Source organism: Hydrogenophaga pseudoflava (assembly GCF_004353865.1).
In the GTDB taxonomy this organism is placed as follows: domain Bacteria; phylum Pseudomonadota; class Gammaproteobacteria; order Burkholderiales; family Burkholderiaceae_C; genus Hydrogenophaga; species Hydrogenophaga pseudoflava.
On sequence record NZ_CP037867.1, the window covers coordinates 3,916,853 to 3,942,617 of the forward strand.

Genomic DNA, 25,765 nt, shown 5'->3' on the forward strand with positions numbered 1-25,765 from the left:
GATGCATCAGGCCTTCTGGTGCGACATCGCGTAGTCGATGGCGTTCTTCACCGTGGTGATCTTCTCGGCGTCTTCGTCGGGGATCTCGATACCGAATTCGTCTTCCAGGGCCATCACCAGTTCCACCGTGTCCAGGGAGTCGGCGCCCAGGTCGGCCACAAAAGCCTTCTCAGGGGTCACTTGCCCTTCTTCCACGCCGAGTTGCTCGGCAATGATTTTCTTCACACGTGCTTCGATATCGCTCATAAGTCCCTCTGAGGGTGGTTGGATGACAAACCGCCATTTTAGCCGGGCTAGGAAGTAGCCCCTAGGTGGCCCGCCGGACGGCTCCGCGGCGGTAAGAGTGGATCAGGCCATGAACATGCCACCGTTGACGTGCAGTTCCTGCCCCGTCACGTAGCCGGCCTGCGGGCTGGCCAGGTAGGCCACTGCATGCGCGATGTCAGAAGGTTTGCCCAGATGCCCCAAGGGAATCTGGCCCAGCAGGGCCTTTTGCTGTTCTTCGGGCAGCGAGGCCGTCATGTCGGTCTCAATAAAGCCAGGCGCCACACAGTTGACCGTGATGTTGCGGCTGCCGAGTTCGCGCGCCAACGCGCGGGTCATGCCCGCAACGCCAGCCTTCGCAGCGGCGTAGTTCGCCTGGCCAGGGTTGCCAGAGGCGCCGACCACACTGGTGATGCTGATGATGCGCCCATAGCGCTGCTTCATCATGGGTCGGATCACCGCCCGGCTCATACGGAATACTGCCTTGAGGTTGGTGTCGAGCACCGCATCCCAGTCCTCATCTTTGAGGCGCATGGCAAGCATGTCGCGCGTGATGCCGGCGTTGTTGACCAGCACGTGCAGGGCGCCATGGGCTTTGGTCATTTCGTCGATCAAGGCCTCGGCGGCAGCGCCATCGTTCACGTCAAGCTTCACCCCTCGGCAGCCCTCAGCCGCTCCAGGCACCGCCTTCAGCGCATTCGAGATCTTGGCTGCCCCCTCATCGGAAGTGGCCGTGCCGACGACGATCAGCCCCTTCGACACCAGTTCGGCCGCGATGGACGCGCCAATGCCACGGGAAGCACCGGTCACCAGGGCCACTTGGCCCGCAAATTTCACTTCGGACATACCAGTCTCTCCCTTCAGGCCAGCAGGTTTTTCACTTCGGCCAGCGTGGCCGGGTCGTAGAGCGCCGCGCCGGTCAGCTCGCCGTCGATGCGCTTGGTCATGCCAGCCAGCACCTTGCCAGGGCCGCATTCGACCAGCGTGGTGATGCCACGTGCTTTGATTGCACGCACGCACTCCACCCATCGAACCGGACCGAACGCCTGGCGAAACAGTGCATCGCGGATGCCATTCACATCGGACTCCACCGACACATCAATGTTGTTGAGCACCGGAATCCGGGGTGCCGCCAGTGGCGTGGTCGCGAGCTTCTCGCGCAGCTTGTAGGCCGCAGGTTTCATCAGGCTGGAATGGAACGGCGCCGACACTGGCAACGGCAGGGCCCGCTTGGCGCCGTTGGCCTTGAGCACCTCGCAAGCCTTCTCAACCGCAGCCTTGCTGCCAGCGATCACGGTCTGAGCCGGGTCGTTGAAATTGACCGCCTCCACGACCTCGCCACTGCCCGGGGGGAAGAAAGCCTGCGCCTCGGCGCAACCCGCGATCACCTTGTCCGAGTCCATGCCCAGGATGGCGGCCATGGCCCCAGTTCCGACCGGCACCGCTTCCTGCATGGCCGCCGCACGAAAACGCACCAGCGGCGCCGCTTGCGCCAGAGTCAGCACGCCAGACGCCACCAGGGCGCTGTATTCACCCAGCGAATGCCCAGCCACCACGGACGGAGCTGCCCCGCCTTCGGCGCACCAGACACGCCAGGCAGCGACACCCGCCACCAGCATCACGGGCTGGGTGTTGGTGGTCAGCGCCAGCGCTTCCTTGGGGCCTTCCTTGATCAGAAAGCCAACGTCTTCACCCAGGGCATCGGAAGCCTCCTGGACGGCCAGGGCCACCTCCGGATGGTCGCCCCAGGCGTCGAGCATGCCGACTGACTGAGAACCTTGGCCGGGAAAGACGAATGCAAATTCGGTCATGGACGTATCAGCAATGAATCAACAAGAAACGGGGAAAGGAGCCAACCGCCAAAGCGGCGTCAGAAGTCCAGCAGCACCGAACCCCAGGTAAAACCTCCGCCCACACCTTCCAGCAACAAGGTGTCGCCTTTCTTGACCTGGCCGTTGCGGACCGCATGATCCAGCGCCAGTGGGATCGAAGCCGCAGAGGTGTTGCCATGCTGGTCAACAGTGACCACCACCTTGTCCATGGGCAGCTTCAGCTTGCGCGCCGTGCCGGTCATGATGCGGATGTTCGCCTGATGGGGAATCAGCCAGTCGATGTCGGCCTCGGTGCGGCCAGCCTTCGCCAGCACAGCACGCGCGGTCTCCTCCAATACACCAACAGCCAGCTTGAAGACGGCCTGACCATCCATCTTCAGCAAAGGATCACCCAGGGTCTGGCCACCGCTGACGTGCCCCGGCACACACAGAATGCCCACGTGCTTGCCGTCCGCATGGATATCGGTCGCCAAGATCCCCGGCACATCGCTGGCTTCGAATACCACAGCACCGGCACCATCGCCAAACAGCACACAGGTGGTACGGTCATTGAAGTCCAGCAGGCGCGAAAACACTTCGGCCCCCACCACCAGCGCCTTGCTGGCAGATCCTGTGCGGATCATTGCATCGGCAACCGTGAGCGCATAGATGAAGCCGCTGCAAACGGCCTGCACATCGAACACCGGGCAGCCTGCAATGCCCAGTTTGTGCTGGAGGATGGCGGCCGTCGAAGGAAACACCATGTCGGGTGTCGATGTGGCCACGATGATCAGATCAATATCGCCCGGCCCAACCTGGGCGGCCGACAATGCCTTGCGGCAGGCTTCAGCGGCCAGATCGCTCGAGAAGACGCCGTCGCCCACAAAATGCCGCGCCCGGATCCCCGTGCGCTCAACGATCCACTCGTCACTCGTTTCAACACCCCGCGATTTCAAAAGACCCACCATGTCGGCATTGGTCAGGCGCTGAGGCGGCAGGCAACTACCGGTGCCAGTGATGCGGGCAAAACGTGTCATGCGGGCGGGGGAGAAGGTCTCAGATCGTCGGAATGCTCTTGAGATCGCTGGGGATCGCTTCTGGATCGATGAGCGGTGCTGCGTGTGCAATACGCTCCCGGACTTTCTCGAGCAACTGATTGTGGGCTGCATCATAAGCCCGGGCCAAGGCCTGCTCAAAAGCGAAAGCGTCGGCCGACCCGTGGCTCTTGAACACCAGCCCACGCAAACCCAGCAGTGCTGCGCCGTTGTAGCGGCGATAGTCCATCCGCTTCTTGAATGCAGATATCACTGGATAAGCAAACAATGCCCCCAGTTTCGTGAAAATGCTGCGCGAAAACTCGGCCTTGATGAAACCACCAATCATGGTCGCCAGCCCTTCGCTGGCCTTGAGCGCCACATTGCCGACAAATCCATCGCACACCACGATGTCTGTCGTGCCCTTGAAGATGTCGTTGCCCTCGACATTGCCGAAAAAGTTCAGATCACCGGTGTTGGCCGCGTTTCGCAACAGAACGCCGGCCTGCTTGATGACCTCGCTACCCTTGATCACCTCCTCACCAACGTTGAGCAACCCCACCGTCGGATCTTCCCTGCCCGAGATCGCCACGACCAAGGCAGATCCCATGACGGCAAACTGGAGCAGGTGCTCGGCGGTGCAATCCACGTTGGCCCCCAGGTCCAGCACGGTGGTCGCTCCACCACGGGCGTTGGGCATCTGGCTGGCGATGGCTGGGCGGTCAATGCCTTCCATCGTCTTGAGCAGGTACCTGGAGATGGCCATCAGGGCGCCGGTGTTTCCGGCGGACACCGCCGCCTGCGCCACGCCATCCTTGACGTGCTGGATTGCCACGCGCATGGAAGAATCCTTCTTCCGGCGCATGGCCACCTCGACCGGGTCGTCCATCGTGACCACCTCGGACGCATGCACAACCCGGCAACGGACGTTGTTGAGCAACTGGGGCCAAGATTTGAATGCCTCCGGCTGCCCCACCAGAAGCAACTGGGCCTGCGGGTGGCTGGCAAGAAAGGCCGCGCAGGCCGGCAAGGTGGCCGCCGGACCGACGTCTCCTCCCATGCAATCCACGGCAACGGTAATCATGTCAATGTCCCGATGCGGGCACTGCAACGCAGCGCCACCAACAAGAAAAAAGCCCGCATGGTGCTCATGCGGGCCCGTACTGGACCTGTTTGCAGGCGGCAATCACGGCATCCGGCGCTCAGACGCGGCAGGATGGAGCCGCCCAGAACTCAAGCCTCGGACTTGTTCTTCAGCACCTGGCGACCACGGTAGAAGCCGTTGGGGCTGATGTGGTGGCGCAGATGGGTTTCGCCGGTGGTCGGCTCCACGGCGATGCCGGGCACGGTCAGGGCATTGTGCGAACGGTGCATGCCGCGCTTGGAAGGGGACTTTTTGTTTTGCTGGACGGCCATGATGGGCTCCTGGAATCGGTTGGGTGTCGGTGGGTTGCGCCAATCAGCAGTCCTGCCCTCTGATCCGGGCGGCAGCGCAAAGCCAAGGATTATAGCCTGAATGACAGGCGGTGCAAAACTCCGACTGCGATCACTTCTTAAGGCGGCTCAGGGTGGCGAACGGATTGGGGCGCACTTCCGACGCAGCCTCGTCACCGTTCACCGTCCCCGCAGAAAGCAGCAAGGGCTGAGGGCAGACGTCATGCATCGGCACCAGAGGCATCGCCATCAACAACTCGTCTTCGATCAGCGCCAGCAGGTCCGGCTTGGGCTCCAAAGCCAGGACATCCTCCTCGCTCTGGTCATCCTCGGCCTCGGCCTTGGATTCGTCGGCAACGAACCTGAACCAGCGATCCACCTCCAGCGGAACAACCACCGGACCGAGGCATCGCTGACACCCCACAGGCAAATCAAGCGCCGCACGCAGGCGCATCCAGACAGACGACTGGCCGGCAGCGTCCGGGCGAATCTCTCCCTGCACCGACCATCGAACCAGAGCGCCGACCTCGCCGTCAGCATGAATCTCGGCAGACAGACGATCAAAGGATGCCAATGAATCCTCGCTCTCCAGCACACCGCCCGCCTCGGCGAAGGCACGGGCATCGAATCGACGAGGGTTCCAGGACCTGTGGGGAGACACTTTCATACGGCCAGTGTAAAAGATGACACCAGAAAGCCGCGGACAATAGGGCGATGAGCGCTCCTTCCTCTCAAATTCCTGCGCCGCCCCAACGCAAGATCATCCTCGGCTCGACTTCTCGCTACAGACGGGAACTGCTCGAGCGCCTGCGCGTGCCGTTCGACACTGAGCGCCCGAACGTGGACGAAACCCCGCTGCCAGGCGAGGCGCCAGCGACTCTGGCGCGGCGGCTCGCTCTGGCCAAGGCCCGGGAGGTGTCCCAGCGCTTTCCGGAAGCAGTGGTGATCGGCAGCGATCAGGTGGCCGACCTCGGTGGCGAACCGCTTGGCAAGCCCGGCACCCATGATCGGGCGATCGCTCAATTGCGGCGCATGCGCGGGCAAACCGTGGTGTTCCAGACCGCGGTTGCCGTGGTCTGCGCGGCCACGGGCTTCGAACAACTGGACCTGGCTGCAGTCAACGTGGTGTTCCGCGACCTCGACGACCAGGAAATCGAACGCTATCTTCGGGCAGAAGAACCGTACGACTGCGCCGGAAGCGCAAAAAGCGAAGGACTTGGCATCGCCCTGCTGTCCCGGATTGACAACGACGATCCCAGCGCCCTGGTCGGCCTACCGCTGATTCGCACCTGCCACATGCTGCGCGCCGCAGGCGTGTCCATCCTGTGAGCACCCCGGCTGCGCCCAAAGGCGCGCTGTTTCTCGTGCCAACGCCGCTGGACTTCGGATGCAGCCCGCAAGATCCGGTGCCATTGGGGCTGCTGTTGCCCGATGACACCATCCAGGTCGCGGCGCGCCTGGTCCACTGGGTTGCCGAGAATGCAAAGAGCACAAGGGCGTTCCTGAAGCGGGTGGACGCCGCACACGGTCTTGCCACCCCTGTGCAAAACCTTCAAATCGTCGAACTGCCCCGCCAGGCCCACAAGAAAGGGGACCATGCACCCGCCGGCACCGCGGATGCACAGGCCAAGTTGCTGCTCGGCCCCGCGCAGCAAGGACACGACATGGGCCTGGTGAGTGAGGCGGGGATGCCCGCGATTGCCGATCCAGGCAGTTCGGTGGTTCGCGCAGCACATGCCCTGGGCATCGACGTCCGCCCCCTCACGGGCCCCGTGTCCCTGATGCTCGCGCTGGCGGCCAGCGGGTTGAACGGTCAATCGTTTTCTTTCGTGGGCTACGTCCCACAAGACCCTGCCGAACGCAGCCGGCGCTTGCGCGAACTGGAGTCCACCGCCCTCAAAACAGGCCAGACCCAGATCCTGATCGAAACCCCCTATCGCAACGCAGCCCTCCTGCAGGCGCTGCTTCAAACGCTGCACCCTCACACCCGGCTGGCGGTGTCTAGCGGCCTAGGTCTTCCACAGCAACGCACCCGCAGCGCGCTGCTGAGCGAATGGAAATCAGGCGCGCTGGCAGCGCAATTGCCGCTAGATCTGCCGTCGGTGTTCCTGCTAGGGCGCTAATAACGCTCCCGGTCAGGCCGCCAGAGCAGCCTGCATGTGCGCGCGCACCGCAGCGCTCAGAGCCGGGTTGGCCAGCGCCAGGTCGATGGTGGCCTGGAGAAAGCCCTCCTTGCTGCCACAGTCGTAGCGCTTGCCGTCGTAGCGGAAGGCATAGACCTTCTCCTCGCCGATGAGCGCTGCGATGCCATCGGTCAGCTGGATTTCGCCGCCTGCACCACGGGGCTGGCGACGGATGCTCTCGAAAACGCCGGGTGTGAGGATGTAGCGTCCCGCCACTGCGAGCGTGGAAGGCGCCACGGCCGGTTTCGGCTTCTCGACCATGGCGAACACTTCGGCGATCTCGGCGTGGGCGCCATGCACGTCCACCACCCCATACCGCCCAGTCTCTTCCTTGGGAACGTCCTGCACCGCCAGCACCGTGCCGGGATGCGACCGGTATGCCTCCACCATCTGCTGAAGCACCGTCGGTCCGCCCGCGTTCTGGCGAGCTCCCAACATCAGGTCGTCGGCCAGCAGCACCGCAAACGGCTCGTTGCCGACCACCCGCTCCGCACAAAGCACCGCGTGCCCGAGACCCAATGGGCGCGGCTGGCGGATGAAGACGCAGTCCATGTCTTCCGGTTTGATGTCGTGCACCAGCTTGAGCAGCTCGGTCTTGTTGCCCCGTTCCAGTTCGTATTCCAGCTCGAAAGCCGCATCGAAATGATCTCCGATGGCGCGCTTGTGGCGCCCGGTGATGAAGATCATCTCGCGGATCCCGGCCGCATAAGCTTCTTCGACCGCGTACTGGATCAGCGGCTTGTCCACCACCGGCAGCATCTCTTTGGGAATCGCCTTGGTGGCTGGCAGAAACCGGGTGCCGAGCCCGCCAACCGGGAACACCGCTTTTTGAATGCGCATTGCCATTTCCTCTCTTAATTTAACTATCACCGCAGTTCAATGCCTGCTCCGCGGGCAGCTTTGAAGATGCCTTCGCCCATGTGCACACCCAGCTCGCGAGCCAGTCTCAGCCCCACGTTTTCTCGCTGGGTGTAGTCCACGATTTCCTCGGCCTTCACCAATTCGCGCGCCACATAGTCCAGACTGCCCAGGCCGTCGGCCAACCCCTGCTGCACGGCCTGCTGGCCGCTCCAGACCAGCCCCGTGAAAGTGTCCGGCGTTTCCTTGAGTCGCGCGCCCCGCCCCTTCTTGACCACCTCGATGAACTGCGCGTGGATCTCGCCAAGCATCGACTGGATATAGGCCCGTTGCGCCTCGTCCTGCGGACTGAAAGGGTCAAGCATGGCCTTGTTCTGGCCCGCCACCATCAGGCGACGCTCCACCCCCACCTTGTCCATCAACCCGGTGAACCCGAACCCTTCCATCAACACGCCAATACTGCCCACGAGACTGGCTTTGTCGACATAGATTTCGTCGGCCGCTGCGGCGATGTAATAGGCAGCCGAGGCGCAGGTCTCCTCCACCACGGCATAGACTTTCTTCTGGTGCAAGGCCTTCAGTCGCGTGATCTCGTCGTTGATGATGCCCGCCTGCACGGGACTGCCACCCGGGGAGTCGATCAACAACACCACCGCCTGGGCGCCTTCGTCGTCGAACGCCGCCCGCACCGAACTGAGCACGTTGTCGGCGCTGGCTTCTGCACCCGACGCGATCTCGCCCTTGACTTCGATCAGCGCGGTGTGCGGTGCGCTCACGGCCCCAGCCATTTCCGCCTGCTGAAACCAGAGCCAGACCACCGAGCCCACGATCGCCAGCCATACCAGCCGGAAAAACAGCTTCCAGCGGCGTGCGGCCCGCTGTTCGCGCAGCGTCTCGAACATCAGCCTTTCAAGGGTTTCCCGTTCCCAGGATCCCTCTTGACGGGAAGGTGCCGATGCGGGCACCGGGTTGTCCAGTGGATCGAGGTTCATGATGGTCTTGGTCAAAACGCCAGCGGCGCAAAAGGATATTGTGCCTGCCAGTACACAACGCCCTCCCGCTCCTGCAGAGGGACCGTCACCAGCCCACCGCGACAAGGCCCGCCCTTGCAGGCACCGGTGGCAGGGTCATAGGCGGCGCCGTGGGTAGAGCACAGCAGCCACTGCCCGCTGTCGTCGAAAAAGCGGTTGGGCTGCCAGTCCATTTCCATGGCCACGTGGGAGCAACGGTTCAGATACGCGTGGACCACACCCCGGAACCGGATGGCGAACGCCCTGCAGGTCTGCCCGGCGTACATCACGTCAAAGGGCACGGCCAGCCCGCCATCCAGCAGGTCGCGGCTGTTGCACAGGGCATGGAGGTCGCTTTCACCGCTCATCGCCATCCCTCAGGCATGTGCCTTCAACCAATCGCTCAGCTCTCCGACCGAGTGGGCGACAAACCTGGGTGACAACGACGCAAACGCGGCGGGTTCGTGGGCGCCATAGCTCACTCCGACGCTGTCACATCCGGCATTGACCGCCATCTGCAGATCGTGGGTCGTGTCACCGATCATCAGGGTGCGGCCAGGGTCGACACCGAACTCGCGCATCAGTTGCTCCAGCATCAGCGGACTGGGCTTGCCGGCTGTTTCATCGGCCGTGCGGGAACCATCAAACACGCCCCGAAGCTCCACGGCATCCAGCGCCTCATCCAGCCCCCGCCGGCTTTTGCCCGTCGCCACCACCAGCCAGTGGTGACGTTCCTTGAGGGATGCCAGCATGGGCAGCACGCCATCGAACAGGCTGATGTCGTGCTGATGGGACAGGTAGTGATGGCGGTAACGCTCACCCAGCCGGGGATACAACTCAGGAGGCACGTCGGGCGCCGCGTGGGCAAGGGCCTGCATCAGGCCCATGCCAATCACGTAGCTGGCCGCCGCCTCGCTCGGAACCGCCCCCCCCACGTCCCGCACCGCTGCCTGGATGCTGCGCACGATGATGGCGGTGGAGTCGAACAGGGTGCCGTCCCAGTCGAAGGCGATGAGGTCGTATTGGCGTAGGCGCATGGAAAGGGAGTCGAAAGCAGTCGATTATTGCTGCGGCTCAACAAAAAAGGCACCCGCAGGTGCCCTGTGTGCGTTGGGGCTCTTACACCCTCAAATGCGGTAATCCTCAAGGCTCTTGCCCGCAGCCAGCACCGCGCGCACCCACTCCGGCTTGCGGCCCGGGCCGCCGGCCCACAGCTCCCCGTTGGGGCCACGGTACTTGGCGACAGCCTTGGATTTCGACTTGGCGGCCTTTTTGGCGCCAGCCGCTGCACCACCCAAATCAGTCACCGTGATGCCATATTCCTTCATCTTCGCTTTGATGTCGGCGATAGCGGCGGCCAGTTCGTTCTTGCGCGCCTGCTCGGCCTGACTCATCAATGCCTGCGCCTGTGCCATCAGTTCAGAATAGGTTGCCATTGCGTTTCCTTTGGTATTGGTAAATTTCAGCGATATGGACATCCCAACGATGCCGGCAGAAATTCTAATGGGATTTTCAGGAGTCTGCCCAAGACCCAAGCTCGGAAGGCAATTCAGAATGTAACTCCATCGACTGACCAGAAATAGGATGAGTCAGGCGCAATCGCCATGCATGAAGAAACATGCGGCGCAAACCAGCCTTCGCCAACAGCCGGTTGAAATCAAAATCCCCGTACTTGTCGTCCCCAACGATTGGATAGCCGGCATGGGACAGATGGACACGAATCTGATGGGTGCGCCCGGTCTTGATCGTGACTTCCAGCAAACTCAATCCATCCGGGCAAACCGCCTCCAGCCCAGAGGGCGCGGGCAGATGTTTACGCACCGCCACGAGCGTAACAGCGCGCATCGCATCGGGATGGGCAGATTCGACCACCCGTACCCGCCGCTCCCCATCGGGCAGCAGGTATTTGTGCAGCGGCTGGTCTAAAACTTTCAGTTTGGAAGGCCAGCGCCCCCGGACCAGAGCCAAATAGGTTTTACCGGTTTCACGCTCGCGGAACTGATCCTGCAGCGACTTCAGGGCACTTTTCTTTTTTGCGATCAACAGCAGACCGCTGGTTTCGCGATCCAGCCGATGGACCAACTCAAGGAAACGGGCATCCGGACGTGACCTGCGCAACTGTTCAATCACCCCGAAACTGACCCCGCTGCCCCCATGCACAGCCACACCCGCCGGTTTGTCTAGCGCCAGAAATGCGTCGTCTTCATGGATGACCGGGAAATCGCGCACAGGAACCGGCTGCGCCGCTTTCTCGGCCGGACGCTCGGACAGCCGGATGGGAGGAATGCGCAACACATCCCCGGCCTGCACCCGGTCGTCTGCCGAAATCCTGCCTTTGTTGCGCCGCACCTCACCCGAACGGATGATCCGGTAGATGTGGGTCTTGGGAACACCCTTGAGCTCACGAAACAGGTAGTTGTCCAGCCGTTGCCCGGCCGAATCCTCGTCCACAAGGAGATGTCGCACGGCCACAGGACCGTCAGAAACTGGAGAATTCAAGGGAAAAACACCATCAGACCTGCGCCATCATCAGGGGCAGCCCCCTATAATGTGTCACGCCAGTCGTGCGTTGTAAGTGATTGATTTTCCTGAGTTTAAGGCAGTCACGTCCAGCGACCCGGAACAGCAAGGCTGAAACCGGATGCGATTGACGACCCGTGCCACCTGTGGCACCCGGCTCGAACCATCCTGCGCACGGCGTCCCTGACGTCACCATGGCGGGAAGCGATCCGGACGGAAGCCGCAGGAGAGCCGACAAAAGAATAGCGAACCAGATTACGGAATACCCCAATCGGTCAGCCCTTCTTGCAACGCCACAGGCGGGCAGGGGCGGCTGACCGAGGACAAAGTGAAGACAGTGACCGAAACGGCAAGATCCATGTCAACGACATCCGTCATGCCCTGCCTGCTCACCCACATCCACGCGCCTACGCCCTGACCCGGCCGCAGGGCCTTGGCGCGCCGCTGTGCGCACAGCCCCTGCCGACAGACCACCCGATGCAGTCGGGACATCACCGGGTCAACGGCTCTCCGGCAATTCCTCCCGTTCGCGTTCTTTCGCTGGCTCACGGCATCCTGGTGTGCGGCCTGTCCGCGCGCCTTGTCAGCGACAGTGAAAAGGAAACGCAACATGAAGCGCATGCTGATCAACGCCACGCAGGCCGAAGAGCGCCGCCTGGCGATCGTGGACGGGCAGAAACTGCTCGACTACGAAATCGAAATCGAAGGGCGCGAACAGCGCAAGGGCAACATCTACAAGGCCGTCGTCACCCGCGTCGAGCCCTCGCTCGAAGCCTGCTTCGTCGACTACGGCGAAGACCGCCACGGCTTCTTGCCGTTCAAGGAAATCTCCAAGCAGTACTTCCAGGGCAATGCCTCGCCCTCCCAGGCCCGCATCAACGACGTGATCAAGGAAGGCCAGGAACTGCTGGTCCAGGTCGAGAAGGAAGAACGCGGCAACAAGGGCGCAGCCCTCACCACCTTCGTGAGCCTGGCCGGCCGCTATGTGGTGCTGATGCCCAACAACCCGCGCGGCGGTGGCGTCAGCCGCCGCATCGAGGGCGAAGACCGCCAGGAACTCAAGCAGGCACTGGACCAGCTGGAGTATCCCAACGGCATGAGCATCATCGCCCGTACCGCCGGCATCGGCCGTGAGGCGGCCGAACTGCAGTGGGACCTGAACTACCTGCTCAAGCTGTGGAACGCCATCGACGGCGCGGCCAAGGGTGGCAAGGGCGCCTTCTTGATCTACCAGGAATCGAGCCTGGTGATTCGCGCCATCCGCGACTACTTCAACAGCGACATCGGCGAGATCCTGATCGACACCGACGACATCTACGAGCAGGCTCACCAGTTCATGAGCCACGTGATGCCCGAGCACGGTCACCGCGTCAAGCGCTACCGCGACGACGCGCCGCTGTTCAGCCGCTTCCAGATCGAGCACCAGATCGAGACCGCCTACAGCCGCGTCGTGCAGCTGCCCAGCGGCGGCGCCATCGTGATCGACCAGACCGAAGCGCTGGTGGCGGTGGACGTGAACTCGGCGCGCGCCATCAAGGGCGGTGACATCGAGGAAACCGCGACCCGCACCAACCTGGAAGCCGCCGACGAGGTGGCGCGCCAGGCCCGCCTGCGCGACCTGGGTGGCCTGATCGTGATCGACTTCATCGACATGGAAGAGTCGAAGAACCGCCGCGAGGTCGAGAACCGCCTGCGCGACGCGCTGCGCCAGGACCGCGCCCGCGTGCAGTTCGGCTCCATCAGTAAGTTCGGCCTGCTCGAAATGAGCCGCCAGCGCCTGAAGCCCACGCTCAGCGAAGGCTCGTCCATCCCCTGCCCGCGCTGCGGCGGTTCCGGCCACATCCGCGACACCGAAAGCTCGGCGCTGCAGATCCTGCGCGTGATCCAGGAGGAGTCGCTCAAGGACAGCACGGCCGCCGTGCTGGTGCAGGTGCCTGTTGAAGTGGCCAGCTTCCTGCTCAACGAGAAGCGCACCGAGATCACCAAGATCGAACTCAAGCAGCGCATCAACGTGCTGTTGGTGCCCAACAAGTCGCTGGACACGCCGAACTACAAGCTCGAGCGTCTCAAGCACGACGATCCGCGCCTGGACAACCTCGACTCCAGCTACAAGCTGGCCGAGGAAGTGGACGATGTGGCCAGCTTCACGCGCCGAAGTCAGGAGCGCACCAACAAGCAGGAGCCGGTGATCAAGGGTGTGCTGCCCGACGGCCCGGCACCAGTGGCTGCGCCCAAGCCCGAGGTGGCTGCGCCCGCACCGGTGGTCGCGTCCCCTGCGGTGGTGGTCGAGCCCGCGCCAGCGCGTGCCGCCGCCCCCGCCGAAAAAGGCTTCTTTGGCTGGCTCAAGAGCCTGTTCGGCATGGCACCCGCTGCAGTACCAGTGACGCCTGCTCCGGCACCGGCCGCTGCTGAGGCGCCGAAGACAGATCGCGGCGAAGGCAAGTCGTCCAGGGACGGCCGTGGTCGTGGTGGCCGCAATGGCGAAGGTCGCGGTGACCGCGGCGAGCGCCAGGGCAACCGCCCGCCCCGCAGCGAAAACCGGGGAGAGCGCACCGAGATCCAGGGCCGCGGCAATGGTGAAGGCCGCCGTGGTGACCACCGCGCCGAGGGTCGCAGCGGCGAACCGCGGGGCGAGCGCGTCGAGGGACAGGGTCGCAACGGAGGTCGTCGCGACAACCGCCGGGACAACCGCCAGGACCAGGTCGCCGACAGCACCGCACTGGAAGGACAGGTCTCCACCACGCCGGCAGGTGAAGCACCTGAGGCCGCCGCCGAAGGCGCTCGCCGCGAACGCCGTGGTGGCCGTGGTGACAACCGCCGGCGCCAGGGGCAGGAGCCCGGCGACAACGCATCACAAGGCGTGGCGGACACCGCGCTGCTCAACGCAGCCCCTGCTGACGCGATGACCTCGGAGCCGTCCGAGGCAGCGCCCGCAGAGATGGCGGAAGGCGATGCCGCCGCACCCCGCGCGCCGCGCGAACGCCGCAGCCGCGACCGCTATGGCCGCGACCGCCGCGAGCGCGCGCCTCGTGACGGTGAAAACAGGGAAGAAGTCCCCGCAGGTGCGGAGCCGGTGGCCCTGGTGACCGCCGACCAGCAGGACGAGCAACGCCCGGTGCGCAGCTACTTCACCCAGCCCGCCAGCCCAGCGCCGTCACAGGTCGAGCCCGCGCCCGTGGTGGTGGCCGAACCGGTCGCGGTGATTCCTGATGTGGTGGCTCCCGCCGCCCCCGCGCCTTCGGTCGCGGCGGCAACCGCCGGCATGCCCAAGGTCGTGCCGTACACGTTGTCGATGGACGACCTGCACCGCGTGGCACAGGCCAGCGGGCTCGAATGGGTCAATTCGGATGCAGCAAAGGTCGCCGAGATCCAGGCCGCCATCGCTGCAGAGCCCAGGCCGATCCATGTGCCCCGCGAACCCAGGCCGGTGGTGCTGGTCGATGAAGGCCCGCTGGTGCTGGTGGAGACCCGCAAGGACCTGCGCGATGTGAGCCTCCCGTTCGAGAACCGCTGATCACGGACTCAGGTTCCCAGCAAAGAAAAAGCCGACCCTGAGGTCGGCTTTTTCTTTGTGTCAATGGTGGCTGCAAGGCAGCGGGCAAACCAGCCCGCCGGCAGTTCAGTCGCCCAGCAGCGCCGCCCGCTTCCACGCGGCCTGGGCACCCGCCTGGTCCTGGCGTTCCTCCGCCAGCAACGCCAGGGCACACCAGGTGCGGCGCAGCAGGGCCGGTTCGCGCAGGCTGTGGCTGGCCTGGCCCAGCAACTGGGACGCCTTGCCCCAGAGCTGGCGCTGCCGGCAGGCCTGACCGGTGAGGTACTGCAGGTAGGCGTTGTTGGGCCACTGCCGCTGGCTCTGTTCGAGACGCGCCAGCCCCGTGGCGTCCAGCCGCATCAGCCCGGGTTCCATTGCCAGCGCCAGCTTGTGCTGCAAGCCCTCATCCAGTGCAGCAAATCCCTGCCAGACGGGTTCCAGCCAGCCACCGGTCAATTCGTGGGCCTGTGCTGCCATGTCTTCGTCAGGCGCCAGGGCCACCAGCCGATGGGCACGCTCCACTGCCGCCAGGATCAGCTCGGGCATGGCGCGCTCGGACGCATCCAGGCGCGACCACACGGATTGCAGCTGGGCCAGGTCGTGCGCCTCGCGCAGCGCGTCCAGCGCCAGACCGCGCACGATGCTGCGCGAGGCCTCTGGCGAAAAGGCGCGGTGCTTGGCGAGCAGACGCGCTGCTTCCAGTGCCTCGGCGGTCGCTCCCCCCAGACGCGCCACCCGAAGCTTCAGGCGCAGCGTCTGGATGCGGCGGGACGCTCCCTGGGGAAGTTCGTCCAGGTGGCTGCGGGCCGCCTGGAGGTCACGGTCTTCGACCGCCCAGCGGACCGCCCGCATCAGGGCACCCTCACGGGCCTCGGTCGACTCCTTGGCCAGTTTCGGATGCAGCGCCGCCTGCAGGTGCTCGTCGCGGGCGCTGCGGTTCTGCAGCGATTGAGCCGCTTCGGCCACCAGCAGGTGGGCCAGTTGCTGGAGTTGTCCACGCCGTGGCCACTGGGCCGCCGGGTGGCTGTTGAGCTGTTCCAGCGCCGCAAGCCCGGCCGCCTGCGCACGGACGAAGCGGCCAGCGATCTGGTTGGACAAGGCGTCCATCAGCGCGCCGACCGCCGCCCGCTCCATCTGCTGGCTGCGCCAGCGCTGCGCCTGGCGGGGCAGCTCGCGGAACATGCTCAATGCCCTCAGGGCCAGGTACAGCAGCACGAAACCCGCCACCAGGCAGAACAGGACAAAGTTGAACGAGACATCGAACCGGTAGGGCGGCCAGAACAGGCTCACCATGGCCTGGTTGTGTCCGGTCAGCAGTGCCAGGGCCACAGCCAGAGCGGCCAGACCCAGCAACCAGAAGACATTGCGCATCGCACCCCGCTGGCGCCGCGGCCCGTTCATCAGCGTCCTCCCGCGGCCACCGCGAGCGCCGCCAGACTCTCTTCGGGCCGGGGCCATTCCGTGAGCACCAGTTCGGCGCGCAGCTGCGTCACTGCGGCCTGGGCCGCCGCGACGTCGGGAGCGGTGGTGTCGAAGTGGCGAGCGAGTGCCGCATCGATGGTCTTGAGGTCGTCCTGCACCGCGTCCATCTGGCGGGCCAGCAGGCCGAGCCGCGCGTTGAGCAGCCGCAGCTTGAGGTTCTCCCGGAGGAAGAACGCCTGCTCCGGCGCCAGCAACACCGCTTCAGGCCGGTCGATGCGGCTCACCCGCACCAGCTCCCGTCCGCTGCGGGTGGTTTCCTCCCACACGCGCGACCAGAAGCCGGACCAGGTCTGCACCGCGCGGTCCCAGCCGCCGGCCGCGGGCGCGACAGGTTCGGCAGGGTTCGCGGATGCTGTCGAGGCGCTGCCGGAGCCAGACGCCTTGCGTGCCGCCGGTGAACGGGGGCCGACGTCGTTGGGCACCGGCCACTGATCCACCCGTTGCACCAGCTCGTCCAGCCGCTGTACCAGCGAGGGCACATCGGCCACCGAGGTGCTGCGGATGCGCTGCACATCGCGCGCAATGGCGCGCTGGACCGGGTTCAGCCGCGGCTGCGCGGCCCGGGCGATGCGCTCATCGGCCGACTGCAGGGCCGCGAGCAACGGCTGCACGCTGCCGGTGAGCTGAGACTGTTGCTGGGCCAGGCGCAGGGAGGACTCCAGATCCTGCACCAGGTTGTCGTCCCGGGACCGGGACAGCGCCAGCATCAGCTCTTCGAGCTGGGAGCGCTGCAGACTGACCTCGGACAGGCGGACCTCGGCCACCGCCAGACGCGCCTGCAGTTCCTTGACCTGGGCCTCGGCCTGCGCCGCCACCGTCCGTGTTTCCGACGACTGGGTTTCGCTGACCTGGGTGCGGCGCGCCAGTTCCTTCTGGGTGAAATCCACCTTCTGCCACAGCAGGCCGGCCATCATCAGCGTCAGCACTGCCAGCAGCAGCGCCAGCGCGCCCAGCCAGACCCCACCGCGCCGGGCAGGTGCAGGGGAGCCTGAGCCGGTGGTCACCACGGGAAGAACCGGGGTCGGCGCAGCGGGGGAAGGTTCGGGAGTGTCGTTGCTCATATCGGGCTCCGCACCGATTCTAGGGCGACCAACACATCGGGCAATGACGGGCGGCTGGTGTACACGTGTACAAAGCCCGCCGCCCGCGCCGCCGCCGCGATCCGTTCGTGGGTGCACAAGGCCCCGGCGCGGGACCAGTCGGCCGCTGGCATCGCCGTCCGCAGATGGGCCACCGCCTCTGAACTGCTGAAGAGCCAGAGGGCATCCTGCTCTGCCAGGGCCCGGTCAGACGGGGTCCACCGGTGCGCATGCCGTTCGTAGGCGGCGCAGGCCTCAACCGCGGCCCCGCGTGCGCGGCACTGCTCCATCAGCCACTCGCGCCCACTGCCCTCGGTCCCACCCATGGGCACGCCGTCGGCCGAGGTGGACACGCCCCGCACCACCAGCAAACGGGCACCAGGCTTCGCCTGAGACGACACCACAGGCCACAGATGCTCGGAATCGAACTGCAGTGCATCGGCCGGTGGCTGGTCGATCCGCTCGGGCCCCAGGCCGAGACGCTGCAAGGCCACCGAGAGCGTTCGCGCCGTGCCCGGCCCCGGCGCCCAGAACCGTGTGCCTGCCCGATGCGTCCCGGCATCAGGAACCACACCGTCGAAAAAGTGCTGCACCGCCGCGGTGCTCACGAACATCAGGGCGTCCCAGTGGCTCCAGCGGGCCTGGACATCGCGCAGCCGCGCGAGGACCTGCGGATCGCGCGGCGCGCCGATGTCGATCAGGGGCAGGCTGTGCGCCTCCCATCCCCGGGCCTGCAGCGCCGCCACCCATGCACCGGCTTCGCCGGCGGGCCGCGTCACGATCACCCGGGACCAGCGGGACGGCACGGCCGCGTGCCCGGCCAAGGCTCAGCCTCCCGCTGCGCGGGCACCACCGGCGCGCAGGGCCTGCGCCACCCGGTGACCCAGGGACTCCGCCTGTTCGAGCGTCTCGACGCGCGCCTGCTCCTGCACCCTCACCACCGCCAAGCGCCCCTCGGGATCGCCCCAGGCGGCGTCCAGGCGCAGGGTCTGCGGCGCCTCGGCGTCCCAGCGGGCATAGGCGGCCAGCGGCATCGAGCAGCTGCCGCCCATGGCGCGGGAAACCGTGCGTTCGGCCGCCACGCGCAACCAAGTGGGCATATGCACCAGCGGCGCAAGGGCCTGCATCAGATCGGTGCGGTCGCTGCGAATCTCGATGCCCAGCGCGCCCTGCCCGGCGGCGGGCAGCGACTGTTCGGGGTCGAAGATGCCGCGGATGCGCGAAGACAGGCCCAGACGCTTGAGACCAGCGGCCGCCAGCACAATGGCGTGGTACTGGCCTTCGTCGAGTTTGCGCAGGCGGGTGTCGAGGTTGCCGCGCAGCGGTTCGATGCGCACGTCCTGCCGGCCCAGACGGTCCAGCGCCTCGCGCAGCAACACCAGACGGCGCAGGCTGGACGTACCGACCACCCCGTCCCTGGGCAGGTCGGCCAGCGAGGCACAGGTGGCGGACACCCAGGCATCGCGCGGGTCTTCGCGCTCCATCACACAGGCCAGGGCGAACCCGTCGGGCAGGTCCATCGGCACGTCCTTGAGCGAGTGCACGGCGATGTCGGCCCGCCGCTCTTGCAGCGCCACCTCCAGCTCCTTCACGAACAAACCCTTGCCACCCACCTTGGACAGGCTGCGATCCAGGATCTGGTCGCCCTGGGTCGTCATGCCCAGCAGCGTCACGCGGTGGCCCAGAGATTGCAAGAGCGCCTTGACGTGCTCGGCCTGCCACAGCGCCAGACGGCTCTCCCGCGTGGCGATCGTGATGTCAAGCGGGGCGGGCGGGATTGAAATGGACACGGTGCACTATCAAAAAAAGATCAGGCCGGAACCGGCGTTTTCGTACCCCGTTGGTAACGGTGCGGGGAACTTTGGATGCTAGCATGCCCCCTGCCCAAATTTTCAGCAATACCTCTCTCGGCATCCCCTCGCCACCACCCCGCATGAGCCCCTCCCCCGCCCGCAAAGCCGCCCCCGCATCCCGCAGCCGTGCCAGCGCCGACAAGGACCTGCCCCTGGTCGAAGACATTCGCCTGCTGGGCCGCATCCTGGGTGATGTGATCCGGGAACAGGAGGGCAAGGCGATGTTCGAACTGATCGAGCTGATCCGCCAGCTCTCGGTGGCGTTTCGCCGGCACGCCGACGAATCGGCCGACAAGACGCTCAAAAAGCTGCTCAAGGGCCTGTCGGGCCAGCAGACGGTCAGCGTGATCCGCGCCTTCACCTACTTCAGCCACCTGGCCAACCTGGCCGAGGACCGCCACCACATCCGCCGCCGCGCCATCCACGAACGCGCAGGCGATGTGCAGCCCGGCAGCCTGGCCATGACGCTGCAACGCCTGCACAAGGCCGGCATCGCGCCGCCGCAGATCGTGCAGACCCTGGCCGAAGCGCACATTTCCCCCGTGCTTACAGCCCACCCCACCGAGGTGCAGCGCAAGAGCATCCTGGACGCCGAGCGCGACATCGCCCGCCTGCTGGCCGAGCGCGACCACCTGCTGCCGCGCGAGCTGGCCGACAACGAACTGCAGCTGCGCGCCCGCGTCACGCAGCTGTGGCAGACCCGCCTGTTGCGCTACACCAAGCTCACCGTGGCCGACGAGATCGAGAACGCGCTCAGCTACTACCAGGCCACCTTCCTGAGCGAGATCCCGCGCCTGTACCGCGAGCTCGAAGAGGGGCTCGGCGAGGCCGCGGCCGAGGGCCTCGCGCCCTTCCTGCGCATGGGTCAGTGGATCGGCGGTGACCGCGATGGCAACCCCAACGTCACCGCCCCCACACTGGACCTCGCCCTGCGCAGCCAGTGCGAGATGGTGCTGCGCCACCACCTGACCCAGATCCACCTGCTCGGCGCCGAGCTCTCGGTCTCGGCCATCCTCACGCAGGTCTCGCCCGCGATGCAGGCGCTGGCCGAGCGCTCGCCCGATCGCAACGCCCACCGCCAGGACGAACCCTACCGCCGCGCCCTCACCGGCATGTACGCCCGTCTGGCCGCCACCCTGCAGACGCTCACCGGCGGCGAAGCGGCACGGCATGCCATCGCACCGCAGGACCCCTACAGCGGCCCCGAAGAGCTGCTGGCCGACCTGCGCACCATCGAAGCCTCGCTGCTGGCGCACCACGGCGCCCACCTGGTGCGCGGCCGCCTGCGGCCGCTGATCCGTGCGGTGGAGGTGTTCGGTTTTCACCTCGCCACGGTGGACCTCCGCCAGAGCTCGGACAAACACGAAGAGGTGGTGGCCGAACTGCTGGCCACGGCCCGCATCGAGCCGGACTACAGCGCCCTCGACGAAAACGCCAAACGCACCCTGCTGCTGAAACAGCTCAACGACGCGCGGCCGCTGCGGGTGCCTGGCGTCGACTACTCGGCCCACGCGCAGAGCGAGCTGGCCATCTTCGAAACCGCGCGCCTGGCACGACAGCGCTACGGCAATGCGGCGATCCGACACGCCATCATCAGCCACACCGAAACAGTCAGCGACCTGCTCGAAGTCCTGCTGCTGCAGAAGGAAGTGGGATTGGTCCACGGGTTGCTTGGCGAGGACGCCGTGGCCGACCTGATCGTGGTACCGCTGTTCGAGACCATCGAAGACCTGCGCAACGCCGCACCCATCATGCGCGAGTACTACGCACTGCCGGGCGTGCGCGAGATGGTGCTGCGCGGCGCGGCCGACGGCTATGGCGAGCAGGACATCATGCTCGGCTACTCCGACAGCAACAAGGACGGCGGCATCTTCACCAGCAACTGGGAGCTCTACCGCGCCGAGATCGCGCTGGTCGAGCTGTTCGACCACCTCAACGCGGGGGCCGAGAAGACCATCGGTCTGCGCATGTTCCACGGCCGCGGCGGCACCGTCGGTCGCGGCGGTGGCCCGAGCTACCAGGCTATCCTGGCCCAGCCGCCGGGCACGGTGCGCGGCCAGATCCGGCTGACCGAACAGGGCGAGGTGATCGGCTCGAAATATGCCAACCCCGAGATCGGTCGGCGCAACCTCGAAACCTTGGTCGCTGCCACGCTGGAGGCCACGCTGCTGCAGCCCACGCGCAACGCGCCCAAGGCCTTCCTGGACGCCGCCGCCGAGCTGTCCATCGCCAGCATGAAGGCCTACCGCGCGCTGGTTTACGACACGCCGCGCTTCCCCGAGTACTTCTTCGCCGCGACACCGATCCGCGAAATCGCCGAACTCAACATCGGCTCGCGCCCCGCTTCGCGCAAGGCGACGCAGAAGATCGAAGACCTGCGGGCCATCCCCTGGGGCTTCAGCTGGGGCCAGTGCCGCCTGACGCTGCCTGGCTGGTACGGTTTCGGCTCGGCGGTCCAGGCTTTCCTCAAGGGCGGCGGCGCCAAGGGCCAGACCCAGCGCAAGGAGCTGCTGCAGAAGATGTTCAAGCAATGGCCCTTCTTCAGCACCCTGCTGTCCAACATGGACATGGTGATGGCCAAGAGCGACCTGGCCTTGGCCACGCGCTACGCCGAGCTGGTCGAGGACAAGAAGCTGCGCAAGAAGGTGTTCGACGCCATCGAGGCCGAGTGGCACCGCACGGCCGAAGCCCTGACCCTGATCACCGGCGAGAAGCAGCGGCTGGCCAACAACGAAGCCCTGCAACGCTCGGTGCGCCACCGCTTCCCCTACATCGACCCGCTGCACCACCTGCAGGTCGAACTGGTACAACGCCACCGGTCGGGTGATCTGGACAACGAGGATGAGAAGGTGCGCCGGGGTATCCACCTCTCGATCAACGGCATCGCAGCTGGTCTGCGGAACACCGGCTGAGGCCATCCCCGCGACGACAGCGGGGGCAGAGGGCGGCCACTAAAATGATCAGGTGACCCATTTGACCAACGCCGACCTGCACTGCCACTCCGTTGTCTCGGATGGCACGCTCATGCCCGAGGAGCTCGCGCCCCGGGCCAAGACCAATGGCGTCGAACTCTGGGCGCTGACCGACCACGACGAGGTCGGCGGTCAGGAGCGCGCGGCAGCGGCGGCCCGGCAGGTGGGTCTGCCCTACCTCACCGGCACCGAAATCTCGGTCACGTTCGCCAACGTCACGGTGCACATCGTCGGGCTGGGCTTCGATCCCACCGATCGGGCGCTGGTCAACGGGCTGCGCCAGACCCGTGGCGGCCGCGAGGAACGCGCCCGGCAGATGGGTGTGGAGCTGGCGCGCGCGGGCATTCCCGGCGCCTTCGAAGGCGCGATGAAATACGTCGGCAACCCCGACCTGATCTCGCGCAGCCACTTCGCCCGCTATATCGTCGAGTCAGGCCATTGCCCCGACACCAACGCCGTGTTCCGCAAGTACCTGGCAGAGGGCAAGCCCGGGTTCGTGCCGCACCGTTGGGCCAACCTGGGTGATGCGGTGAAGTGGATCACCGGCGCCGGTGGTGTCGCAGTGATCGCTCATCCCGCCCGCTACAAGTTCACCGCCAACGAAGAATTCGCGCTGTTCAACGAGTTCCGCACGCACGGGGGCCGTGGTGTCGAGGTGGTCACTGGCGCCCACAGCCAGGCCGACTATGTGAAATACGCCGAGTTCTGCAGCGAGTTCGATCTGCTGGCCTCGCGCGGCAGCGACTTCCACAGCCCCGACGAAAGCCACACCGACCTGGGCAAGCTGCCCGACCTGCCGGGCGGCGTCACGCCGGTCTGGTCCCTGCTCGAATCGCGCATCCAGTGACGGCTGCGCTTCCGGTTGTCCACGGCCATTGCGCCGTTGTGGGCTTGGCCTGGCTGCCACCGCAAGGCTGAAACCACGCTCTGTCCAGCGCACAATCGCGTCATGTCCCAGTTCTTTGAAGTCCACCCCGACAACCCCCAGCCGCGACTGCTCAAGCAGGCGGTGCAATTGCTTGAACGGGGCGGCGTGCTCGCCGTGCCGACCGACTCCAGCTACGCCCTGGCCTGCCACCTGGACGACAAGGCCGCGGCCGACCGGCTGCGCCGCATCCGCCAGGTCGACGACAAGCACCACCTGACCCTGCTCTGCCGCGACCTGAGCCAGCTCTCCAGCTACGCCAAGGTTGACAACCGGCAGTACCGGCTGCTGAAGCTGGCCACGCCGGGGCCCTACACCTTCATCCTCGAAGCCAGCAAGGAGGTGCCCCGGCGGGTGAGCCACCCCTCGCGCAAGACCATCGGGCTGCGTGTGCCGCAGCACGCTGCCCTGCTGGCGCTGCTGGACCTGCACAACGCCCCGCTGCTGGCCACCACGCTGATCGCACCGGGCGAAAGCGACCCGATGAACGACGCCAGCGAGATCCGCGAGCGCTTTGAACGCGAGGTCGACGGCGTGATCGATGCGGGCGCTTGCGCTCTGGAACCCACCACCGTGATCGACCTGACCGCGATGGGCGCCGGTGGCGAGCCCGAGGTGGTGCGCGAGGGCCGCGGGGAGCTGCAAATCCTGGGTCTGGGACAATAGGCCGATGGATTTCGCCCAGATCGTTCAAACCGTCGCCATCTACGCCCTGCCCGTGCTGTTCGCCATCACGGTGCACGAGGCGGCCCACGGCTACGCCGCCCGGCACTTCGGCGATGACACCGCCTGGAAGCTGGGCCGCATCACGCTCAACCCGATCAAACACATCGACCCGATCGGCACGATCCTCATGCCACTGGTGCTGTATTTCGCGACGTCCGGGGCCTTCCTGTTCGGCTACGCCAAGCCGGTGCCGGTGCAGTTCGGGCGTCTGAGGAACCCCAAGCGGGACATGGTCTGGGTGGCGCTGGCCGGGCCAGGCGCCAACCTGGCGCAGGCCATCGGCTGGACCCTGGCGCTGTACCTGATGATCTTCTTAGGTGTGGACGAGCGGTTTTTTCTGGAAATGGGCCGCGCTGGCGTGCTGGTGAACCTCGTGATGTTCGCCTTCAACCTGTTTCCAGTGCCGCCCCTGGATGGTGGCCGCATCCTGGTCGGCCTGCTGCCCTGGAAGCAGGCCGTGATGGTCTCGCGCATCGAACCCTGGGGATTCTTCATCGTGATGGGTCTGGTCATCATGGGCGTGATCGGCTCGCTCTGGATGTACCCGCTGATGGGTTTGACCAACTCGCTGATTGAGCTGCTGCTGACACCCGTGCGCGCCCTGCTGTTCTGATTTTTTCCCCGACTGTCCATGAGCCTCCAACGCGTCCTGACCGGCATCACCACGTCCGGCACTCCCCACCTTGGCAACTACGTCGGCGCCGTGCGCCCCACGGTGCGCGCCAGCCGCCTGCCCGACACCCAGAATTTCTACTTCCTGGCCGACTACCACGCGCTCATCAAGACTGGCGGCGACCCGGAACGCGTGCAGCGCTCCACGCTGGAGATCGCGGCTACCTGGCTGGCCTGCGGCCTGGACCCCGAGAAGGTGACCTTTTACCGCCAGTCCGACATCCCCGAGATTCCGGAGCTGACCTGGCTGCTGACCTGTGTCACGGGCAAGGGTCTGCTCAACCGCGCCCATGCCTACAAGGCTTCGGTCGACAAGAACCACGCAGCCGGCGAGGACCCGGATGCGGGCGTGACCGCCGGCCTGTTCATGTACCCGGTGCTGATGGCGGCCGACATCCTGATGTTCAACGCCCACCAGGTGCCGGTGGGCCGCGACCAGATCCAGCACATCGAGATGGCGCGCGACATCGCCTCCAGCTTCAACCACCTCTATGGCGAGCACTTCACGCTGCCAGAAGCGGTGACCGAGGACCATGTGGCCCTGCTGCCCGGCCTGGACGGCCGCAAGATGAGCAAGAGCTACGACAACACGATTCCGCTGTTCGCCCCGAAGGAGCAGTTGCGCAAGCTCATCATGGGCATCCTGACCGACTCGCGGGCGCCGGGCGAGCCCAAGGACACAGCAGGCTCGGCCCTGTTCCAGCTCTACCAGGCCTTCGCCAGCGCCGAAGAAACCGCAGCCCTCGCCCAGGCCTACGCCGACGGCATCGCCTGGGGGGAAGCCAAGCAGGTGCTGTTCGACCGGCTGGAGCGCGAGATCGCGCCGATGCGCGAGGTCTACGACGCCCTCATCCAGAACCCGGCACAGATTGAGAAGACCCTCAAGGCGGGTGCCGAGAAGGCCCGTGCCATCGCGACGCCATTCACCGCCCGGCTGCGCCACGCGGTGGGCCTGCGCTCGCTGGCGGATCTGCCCAGCGGATCGACCACCAAGGCGACCAAGGCGGCTGCGCCAGCCTTCAAGCAGTACCGCGAAAAAGACGGACAGTTCTACTTCAAGCTGGTCGACGCACAAGGCAAACTGCTGATCCAGAGCGCCGGTTTCCCGGCTCCGAGGGACGCGGCGGACGCCATCCGGCAGTTGCAATCGCAGGGAGAGGCCGCACTTGGGGCTCTTCAGGACCGGCTGTCGGTGACCGGGAGCCCCTCCGAGGTCGCCTCGGCCCTGCAGCATTTCGCGGCAACCGTGACCTGAGTCCGGGTTTGGCCGCCCATCCAACCCTCGTCTTTCCCCATGAAATGACCCCGGTGAGACAATGCAGCATGAGGACTGGAGTTTCACGTACAGCGCCTTGAGCCGGGGAAAACTAAAAACAAGGACTGCAACGGGGCGCAAATTGGTATCGCCAA

Annotated in this window: 26 protein-coding genes; 8 read left to right on the plus strand and 18 right to left on the minus strand. The window is 65.6% G+C overall.

Translation table 11 applies throughout. From position 1 onward, the window contains the following. Positions 1–6: 6 nt before the first annotated feature. From acpP to HPF_RS18845, 7 genes are all read right to left on the minus strand, one after another. Complete coding sequence (acpP, locus tag HPF_RS18815) at positions 7–246, minus strand: acyl carrier protein (protein WP_066153362.1); 240 nt, start codon at positions 244–246, stop codon at positions 7–9. A 102-nt stretch (positions 247–348) separates the two neighbouring features. Next, positions 349–1,110 carry a 3-oxoacyl-ACP reductase FabG gene (gene fabG, locus HPF_RS18820; RefSeq protein WP_133157513.1) on the minus strand — a complete coding sequence of 254 codons (762 nt, stop codon included), beginning with the start codon at positions 1,108–1,110 and terminating at the stop codon, positions 349–351. Positions 1,111–1,124: 14 nt separating this feature from the next. Then, positions 1,125–2,075, minus strand: a complete 951-nt coding sequence (gene fabD / locus HPF_RS18825; RefSeq protein WP_133157514.1) for an ACP S-malonyltransferase — start codon at positions 2,073–2,075, stop codon at positions 1,125–1,127. 59 nt (positions 2,076–2,134) lie between these two features. Next, the gene (locus HPF_RS18830; RefSeq protein ID WP_133157515.1) at positions 2,135–3,112 is read right to left on the minus strand and encodes a beta-ketoacyl-ACP synthase III; all 978 of its coding nucleotides are present in this window, start codon (positions 3,110–3,112) and stop codon (positions 2,135–2,137) included. Positions 3,113–3,131: 19 nt separating this feature from the next. After that, positions 3,132–4,193: a phosphate acyltransferase PlsX gene (plsX, locus tag HPF_RS18835; RefSeq protein ID WP_066153348.1), complete on the minus strand. Its 1,062-nt coding sequence runs from the start codon at positions 4,191–4,193 to the stop codon at positions 3,132–3,134. A 149-nt stretch (positions 4,194–4,342) separates the two neighbouring features. Then, positions 4,343–4,525, minus strand: coding sequence for a 50S ribosomal protein L32 (gene rpmF / locus HPF_RS18840; RefSeq protein WP_011794326.1), 183 nt, complete (start codon positions 4,523–4,525; stop codon positions 4,343–4,345). A gap of 130 nt (positions 4,526–4,655) precedes the next feature. Further along, positions 4,656–5,210 carry a YceD family protein gene (locus HPF_RS18845; protein ID WP_066153345.1) on the minus strand — a complete coding sequence of 185 codons (555 nt, stop codon included), beginning with the start codon at positions 5,208–5,210 and terminating at the stop codon, positions 4,656–4,658. Positions 5,211–5,257: 47 nt separating this feature from the next. Here HPF_RS18845 and HPF_RS18850 point away from each other — a divergent pair, with 47 nt between their 5' ends. Next, complete coding sequence (locus tag HPF_RS18850) at positions 5,258–5,872, plus strand: Maf family protein (RefSeq protein WP_066153343.1); 615 nt, start codon at positions 5,258–5,260, stop codon at positions 5,870–5,872. Next, the gene (locus tag HPF_RS18855) at positions 5,869–6,666 is read left to right on the plus strand and encodes an SAM-dependent methyltransferase (RefSeq protein ID WP_066153340.1); all 798 of its coding nucleotides are present in this window, start codon (positions 5,869–5,871) and stop codon (positions 6,664–6,666) included. Before HPF_RS18850 ends, HPF_RS18855 begins: the two co-directional genes overlap by 4 nt. A 12-nt stretch (positions 6,667–6,678) precedes the next feature. On the opposite strand, the gene galU is transcribed toward HPF_RS18855, so the two are convergent. The 7 genes from galU to HPF_RS23785 all read right to left on the minus strand — a co-directional run bounded on the left by galU (position 6,679) and on the right by HPF_RS23785 (position 11,726). Further along, positions 6,679–7,566 carry a UTP--glucose-1-phosphate uridylyltransferase GalU gene (galU, locus tag HPF_RS18860; RefSeq protein ID WP_079365468.1) on the minus strand — a complete coding sequence of 296 codons (888 nt, stop codon included), beginning with the start codon at positions 7,564–7,566 and terminating at the stop codon, positions 6,679–6,681. Between the two features lie 26 nt (positions 7,567–7,592). Beyond that, positions 7,593–8,576, minus strand: a complete 984-nt coding sequence (locus tag HPF_RS18865; RefSeq protein WP_127807345.1) for a S49 family peptidase — start codon at positions 8,574–8,576, stop codon at positions 7,593–7,595. Positions 8,577–8,587: 11 nt separating this feature from the next. Further along, positions 8,588–8,962 carry a Rieske (2Fe-2S) protein gene (locus HPF_RS18870; protein WP_371836591.1) on the minus strand — a complete coding sequence of 125 codons (375 nt, stop codon included), beginning with the start codon at positions 8,960–8,962 and terminating at the stop codon, positions 8,588–8,590. A gap of 9 nt (positions 8,963–8,971) precedes the next feature. Continuing rightward, entirely contained in the window at positions 8,972–9,631 is a 660-nt protein-coding gene (locus tag HPF_RS18875; RefSeq protein ID WP_133157516.1) for an HAD family hydrolase, read from the minus strand. Positions 9,632–9,721: 90 nt separating this feature from the next. Continuing rightward, positions 9,722–10,072, minus strand: coding sequence for an H-NS histone family protein (locus HPF_RS18880; RefSeq protein WP_243721619.1), 351 nt, complete (start codon positions 10,070–10,072; stop codon positions 9,722–9,724). 34 nt (positions 10,073–10,106) lie between these two features. Then, positions 10,107–11,093: an RluA family pseudouridine synthase gene (locus tag HPF_RS18885; RefSeq protein WP_133157517.1), complete on the minus strand. Its 987-nt coding sequence runs from the start codon at positions 11,091–11,093 to the stop codon at positions 10,107–10,109. A 276-nt stretch (positions 11,094–11,369) separates the two neighbouring features. Then, complete coding sequence (locus HPF_RS23785; RefSeq protein WP_207959215.1) at positions 11,370–11,726, minus strand: hypothetical protein; 357 nt, start codon at positions 11,724–11,726, stop codon at positions 11,370–11,372. On the opposite strand from HPF_RS23785, the gene HPF_RS18890 reads away from it, so the two are divergent. After that, complete coding sequence (locus tag HPF_RS18890) at positions 11,725–14,628, plus strand: Rne/Rng family ribonuclease (RefSeq protein WP_133157518.1); 2,904 nt, start codon at positions 11,725–11,727, stop codon at positions 14,626–14,628. The genes HPF_RS23785 and HPF_RS18890 overlap by 2 nt on opposite strands. Positions 14,629–14,733: 105 nt before the next feature. Here HPF_RS18890 and HPF_RS18895 read toward each other — a convergent pair whose 3' ends face one another. Genes HPF_RS18895 through hemC form a run of 4 tightly spaced genes read right to left on the minus strand, consistent with a single transcriptional unit; the run spans position 14,734 to position 18,991 of the window. Continuing rightward, positions 14,734–16,047 carry a heme biosynthesis protein HemY gene (locus tag HPF_RS18895; RefSeq protein ID WP_341785642.1) on the minus strand — a complete coding sequence of 438 codons (1,314 nt, stop codon included), beginning with the start codon at positions 16,045–16,047 and terminating at the stop codon, positions 14,734–14,736. After that, positions 16,047–17,189, minus strand: a complete 1,143-nt coding sequence (locus tag HPF_RS18900) for a uroporphyrinogen-III C-methyltransferase (protein ID WP_133157519.1) — start codon at positions 17,187–17,189, stop codon at positions 16,047–16,049. Before HPF_RS18900 ends, HPF_RS18895 begins: the two co-directional genes overlap by 1 nt. Then, a complete protein-coding gene (locus tag HPF_RS18905; protein WP_243721620.1) occupies positions 17,186–18,031 on the minus strand; it encodes a uroporphyrinogen-III synthase in 846 nt (281 codons plus the stop codon). Before HPF_RS18905 ends, HPF_RS18900 begins: the two co-directional genes overlap by 4 nt. Before the next feature lie 3 nt (positions 18,032–18,034). Then, positions 18,035–18,991 (minus strand): hydroxymethylbilane synthase, encoded by a 957-nt coding sequence (gene hemC / locus HPF_RS18910; RefSeq protein WP_127807342.1) that lies wholly within the window; start codon positions 18,989–18,991, stop codon positions 18,035–18,037. A 149-nt stretch (positions 18,992–19,140) separates the two neighbouring features. On the opposite strand from hemC, the gene ppc reads away from it, so the two are divergent. From ppc to HPF_RS18935, 5 genes are all read left to right on the plus strand, one after another. Next, positions 19,141–21,972 carry a phosphoenolpyruvate carboxylase gene (ppc, locus tag HPF_RS18915; protein ID WP_133157520.1) on the plus strand — a complete coding sequence of 944 codons (2,832 nt, stop codon included), beginning with the start codon at positions 19,141–19,143 and terminating at the stop codon, positions 21,970–21,972. A gap of 52 nt (positions 21,973–22,024) precedes the next feature. After that, positions 22,025–22,879, plus strand: a complete 855-nt coding sequence (locus tag HPF_RS18920) for a 3',5'-nucleoside bisphosphate phosphatase (protein ID WP_066153302.1) — start codon at positions 22,025–22,027, stop codon at positions 22,877–22,879. Between the two features lie 102 nt (positions 22,880–22,981). Further along, positions 22,982–23,623: an L-threonylcarbamoyladenylate synthase gene (locus tag HPF_RS18925; RefSeq protein ID WP_066153299.1), complete on the plus strand. Its 642-nt coding sequence runs from the start codon at positions 22,982–22,984 to the stop codon at positions 23,621–23,623. A gap of 4 nt (positions 23,624–23,627) precedes the next feature. Continuing rightward, positions 23,628–24,296 (plus strand): site-2 protease family protein, encoded by a 669-nt coding sequence (locus HPF_RS18930; protein WP_066153294.1) that lies wholly within the window; start codon positions 23,628–23,630, stop codon positions 24,294–24,296. 18 nt (positions 24,297–24,314) lie between these two features. Then, the gene (locus HPF_RS18935) at positions 24,315–25,610 is read left to right on the plus strand and encodes a tryptophan--tRNA ligase (protein WP_066153291.1); all 1,296 of its coding nucleotides are present in this window, start codon (positions 24,315–24,317) and stop codon (positions 25,608–25,610) included. Positions 25,611–25,765: the final 155 nt, after the last annotated feature.

Coding starts and splice junctions, on each gene's coding strand:
- acpP (WP_066153362.1), bottom strand. CDS start 246: ATGAGCGATATCGAAGCACGTGTGAAGAAAATCATTGCCGAGCAACTC.
- fabG (WP_133157513.1), bottom strand. CDS start 1,110: ATGTCCGAAGTGAAATTTGCGGGCCAAGTGGCCCTGGTGACCGGTGCT.
- fabD (WP_133157514.1), bottom strand. CDS start 2,075: ATGACCGAATTTGCATTCGTCTTTCCCGGCCAAGGTTCTCAGTCAGTC.
- HPF_RS18830 (WP_133157515.1), bottom strand. CDS start 3,112: ATGACACGTTTTGCCCGCATCACTGGCACCGGTAGTTGCCTGCCGCCT.
- plsX (WP_066153348.1), bottom strand. CDS start 4,193: ATGATTACCGTTGCCGTGGATTGCATGGGAGGAGACGTCGGTCCGGCG.
- rpmF (WP_011794326.1), bottom strand. CDS start 4,525: ATGGCCGTCCAGCAAAACAAAAAGTCCCCTTCCAAGCGCGGCATGCAC.
- HPF_RS18845 (WP_066153345.1), bottom strand. CDS start 5,210: ATGAAAGTGTCTCCCCACAGGTCCTGGAACCCTCGTCGATTCGATGCC.
- HPF_RS18850 (WP_066153343.1), top strand. CDS start 5,258: ATGAGCGCTCCTTCCTCTCAAATTCCTGCGCCGCCCCAACGCAAGATC.
- galU (WP_079365468.1), bottom strand. CDS start 7,566: ATGCGCATTCAAAAAGCGGTGTTCCCGGTTGGCGGGCTCGGCACCCGG.
- HPF_RS18865 (WP_127807345.1), bottom strand. CDS start 8,576: ATGAACCTCGATCCACTGGACAACCCGGTGCCCGCATCGGCACCTTCC.
- HPF_RS18870 (WP_371836591.1), bottom strand. CDS start 8,962: ATGAGCGGTGAAAGCGACCTCCATGCCCTGTGCAACAGCCGCGACCTG.
- HPF_RS18875 (WP_133157516.1), bottom strand. CDS start 9,631: ATGCGCCTACGCCAATACGACCTCATCGCCTTCGACTGGGACGGCACC.
- HPF_RS18880 (WP_243721619.1), bottom strand. CDS start 10,072: ATGTCCATATCGCTGAAATTTACCAATACCAAAGGAAACGCAATGGCA.
- HPF_RS18890 (WP_133157518.1), top strand. CDS start 11,725: ATGAAGCGCATGCTGATCAACGCCACGCAGGCCGAAGAGCGCCGCCTG.
- HPF_RS23785 (WP_207959215.1), bottom strand. CDS start 11,726: ATGTTGCGTTTCCTTTTCACTGTCGCTGACAAGGCGCGCGGACAGGCC.
- HPF_RS18895 (WP_341785642.1), bottom strand. CDS start 16,047: ATGAACGGGCCGCGGCGCCAGCGGGGTGCGATGCGCAATGTCTTCTGG.
- HPF_RS18900 (WP_133157519.1), bottom strand. CDS start 17,189: ATGAGCAACGACACTCCCGAACCTTCCCCCGCTGCGCCGACCCCGGTT.
- ppc (WP_133157520.1), top strand. CDS start 19,141: ATGAGCCCCTCCCCCGCCCGCAAAGCCGCCCCCGCATCCCGCAGCCGT.
- HPF_RS18925 (WP_066153299.1), top strand. CDS start 22,982: ATGTCCCAGTTCTTTGAAGTCCACCCCGACAACCCCCAGCCGCGACTG.
- HPF_RS18930 (WP_066153294.1), top strand. CDS start 23,628: ATGGATTTCGCCCAGATCGTTCAAACCGTCGCCATCTACGCCCTGCCC.
- HPF_RS18935 (WP_066153291.1), top strand. CDS start 24,315: ATGAGCCTCCAACGCGTCCTGACCGGCATCACCACGTCCGGCACTCCC.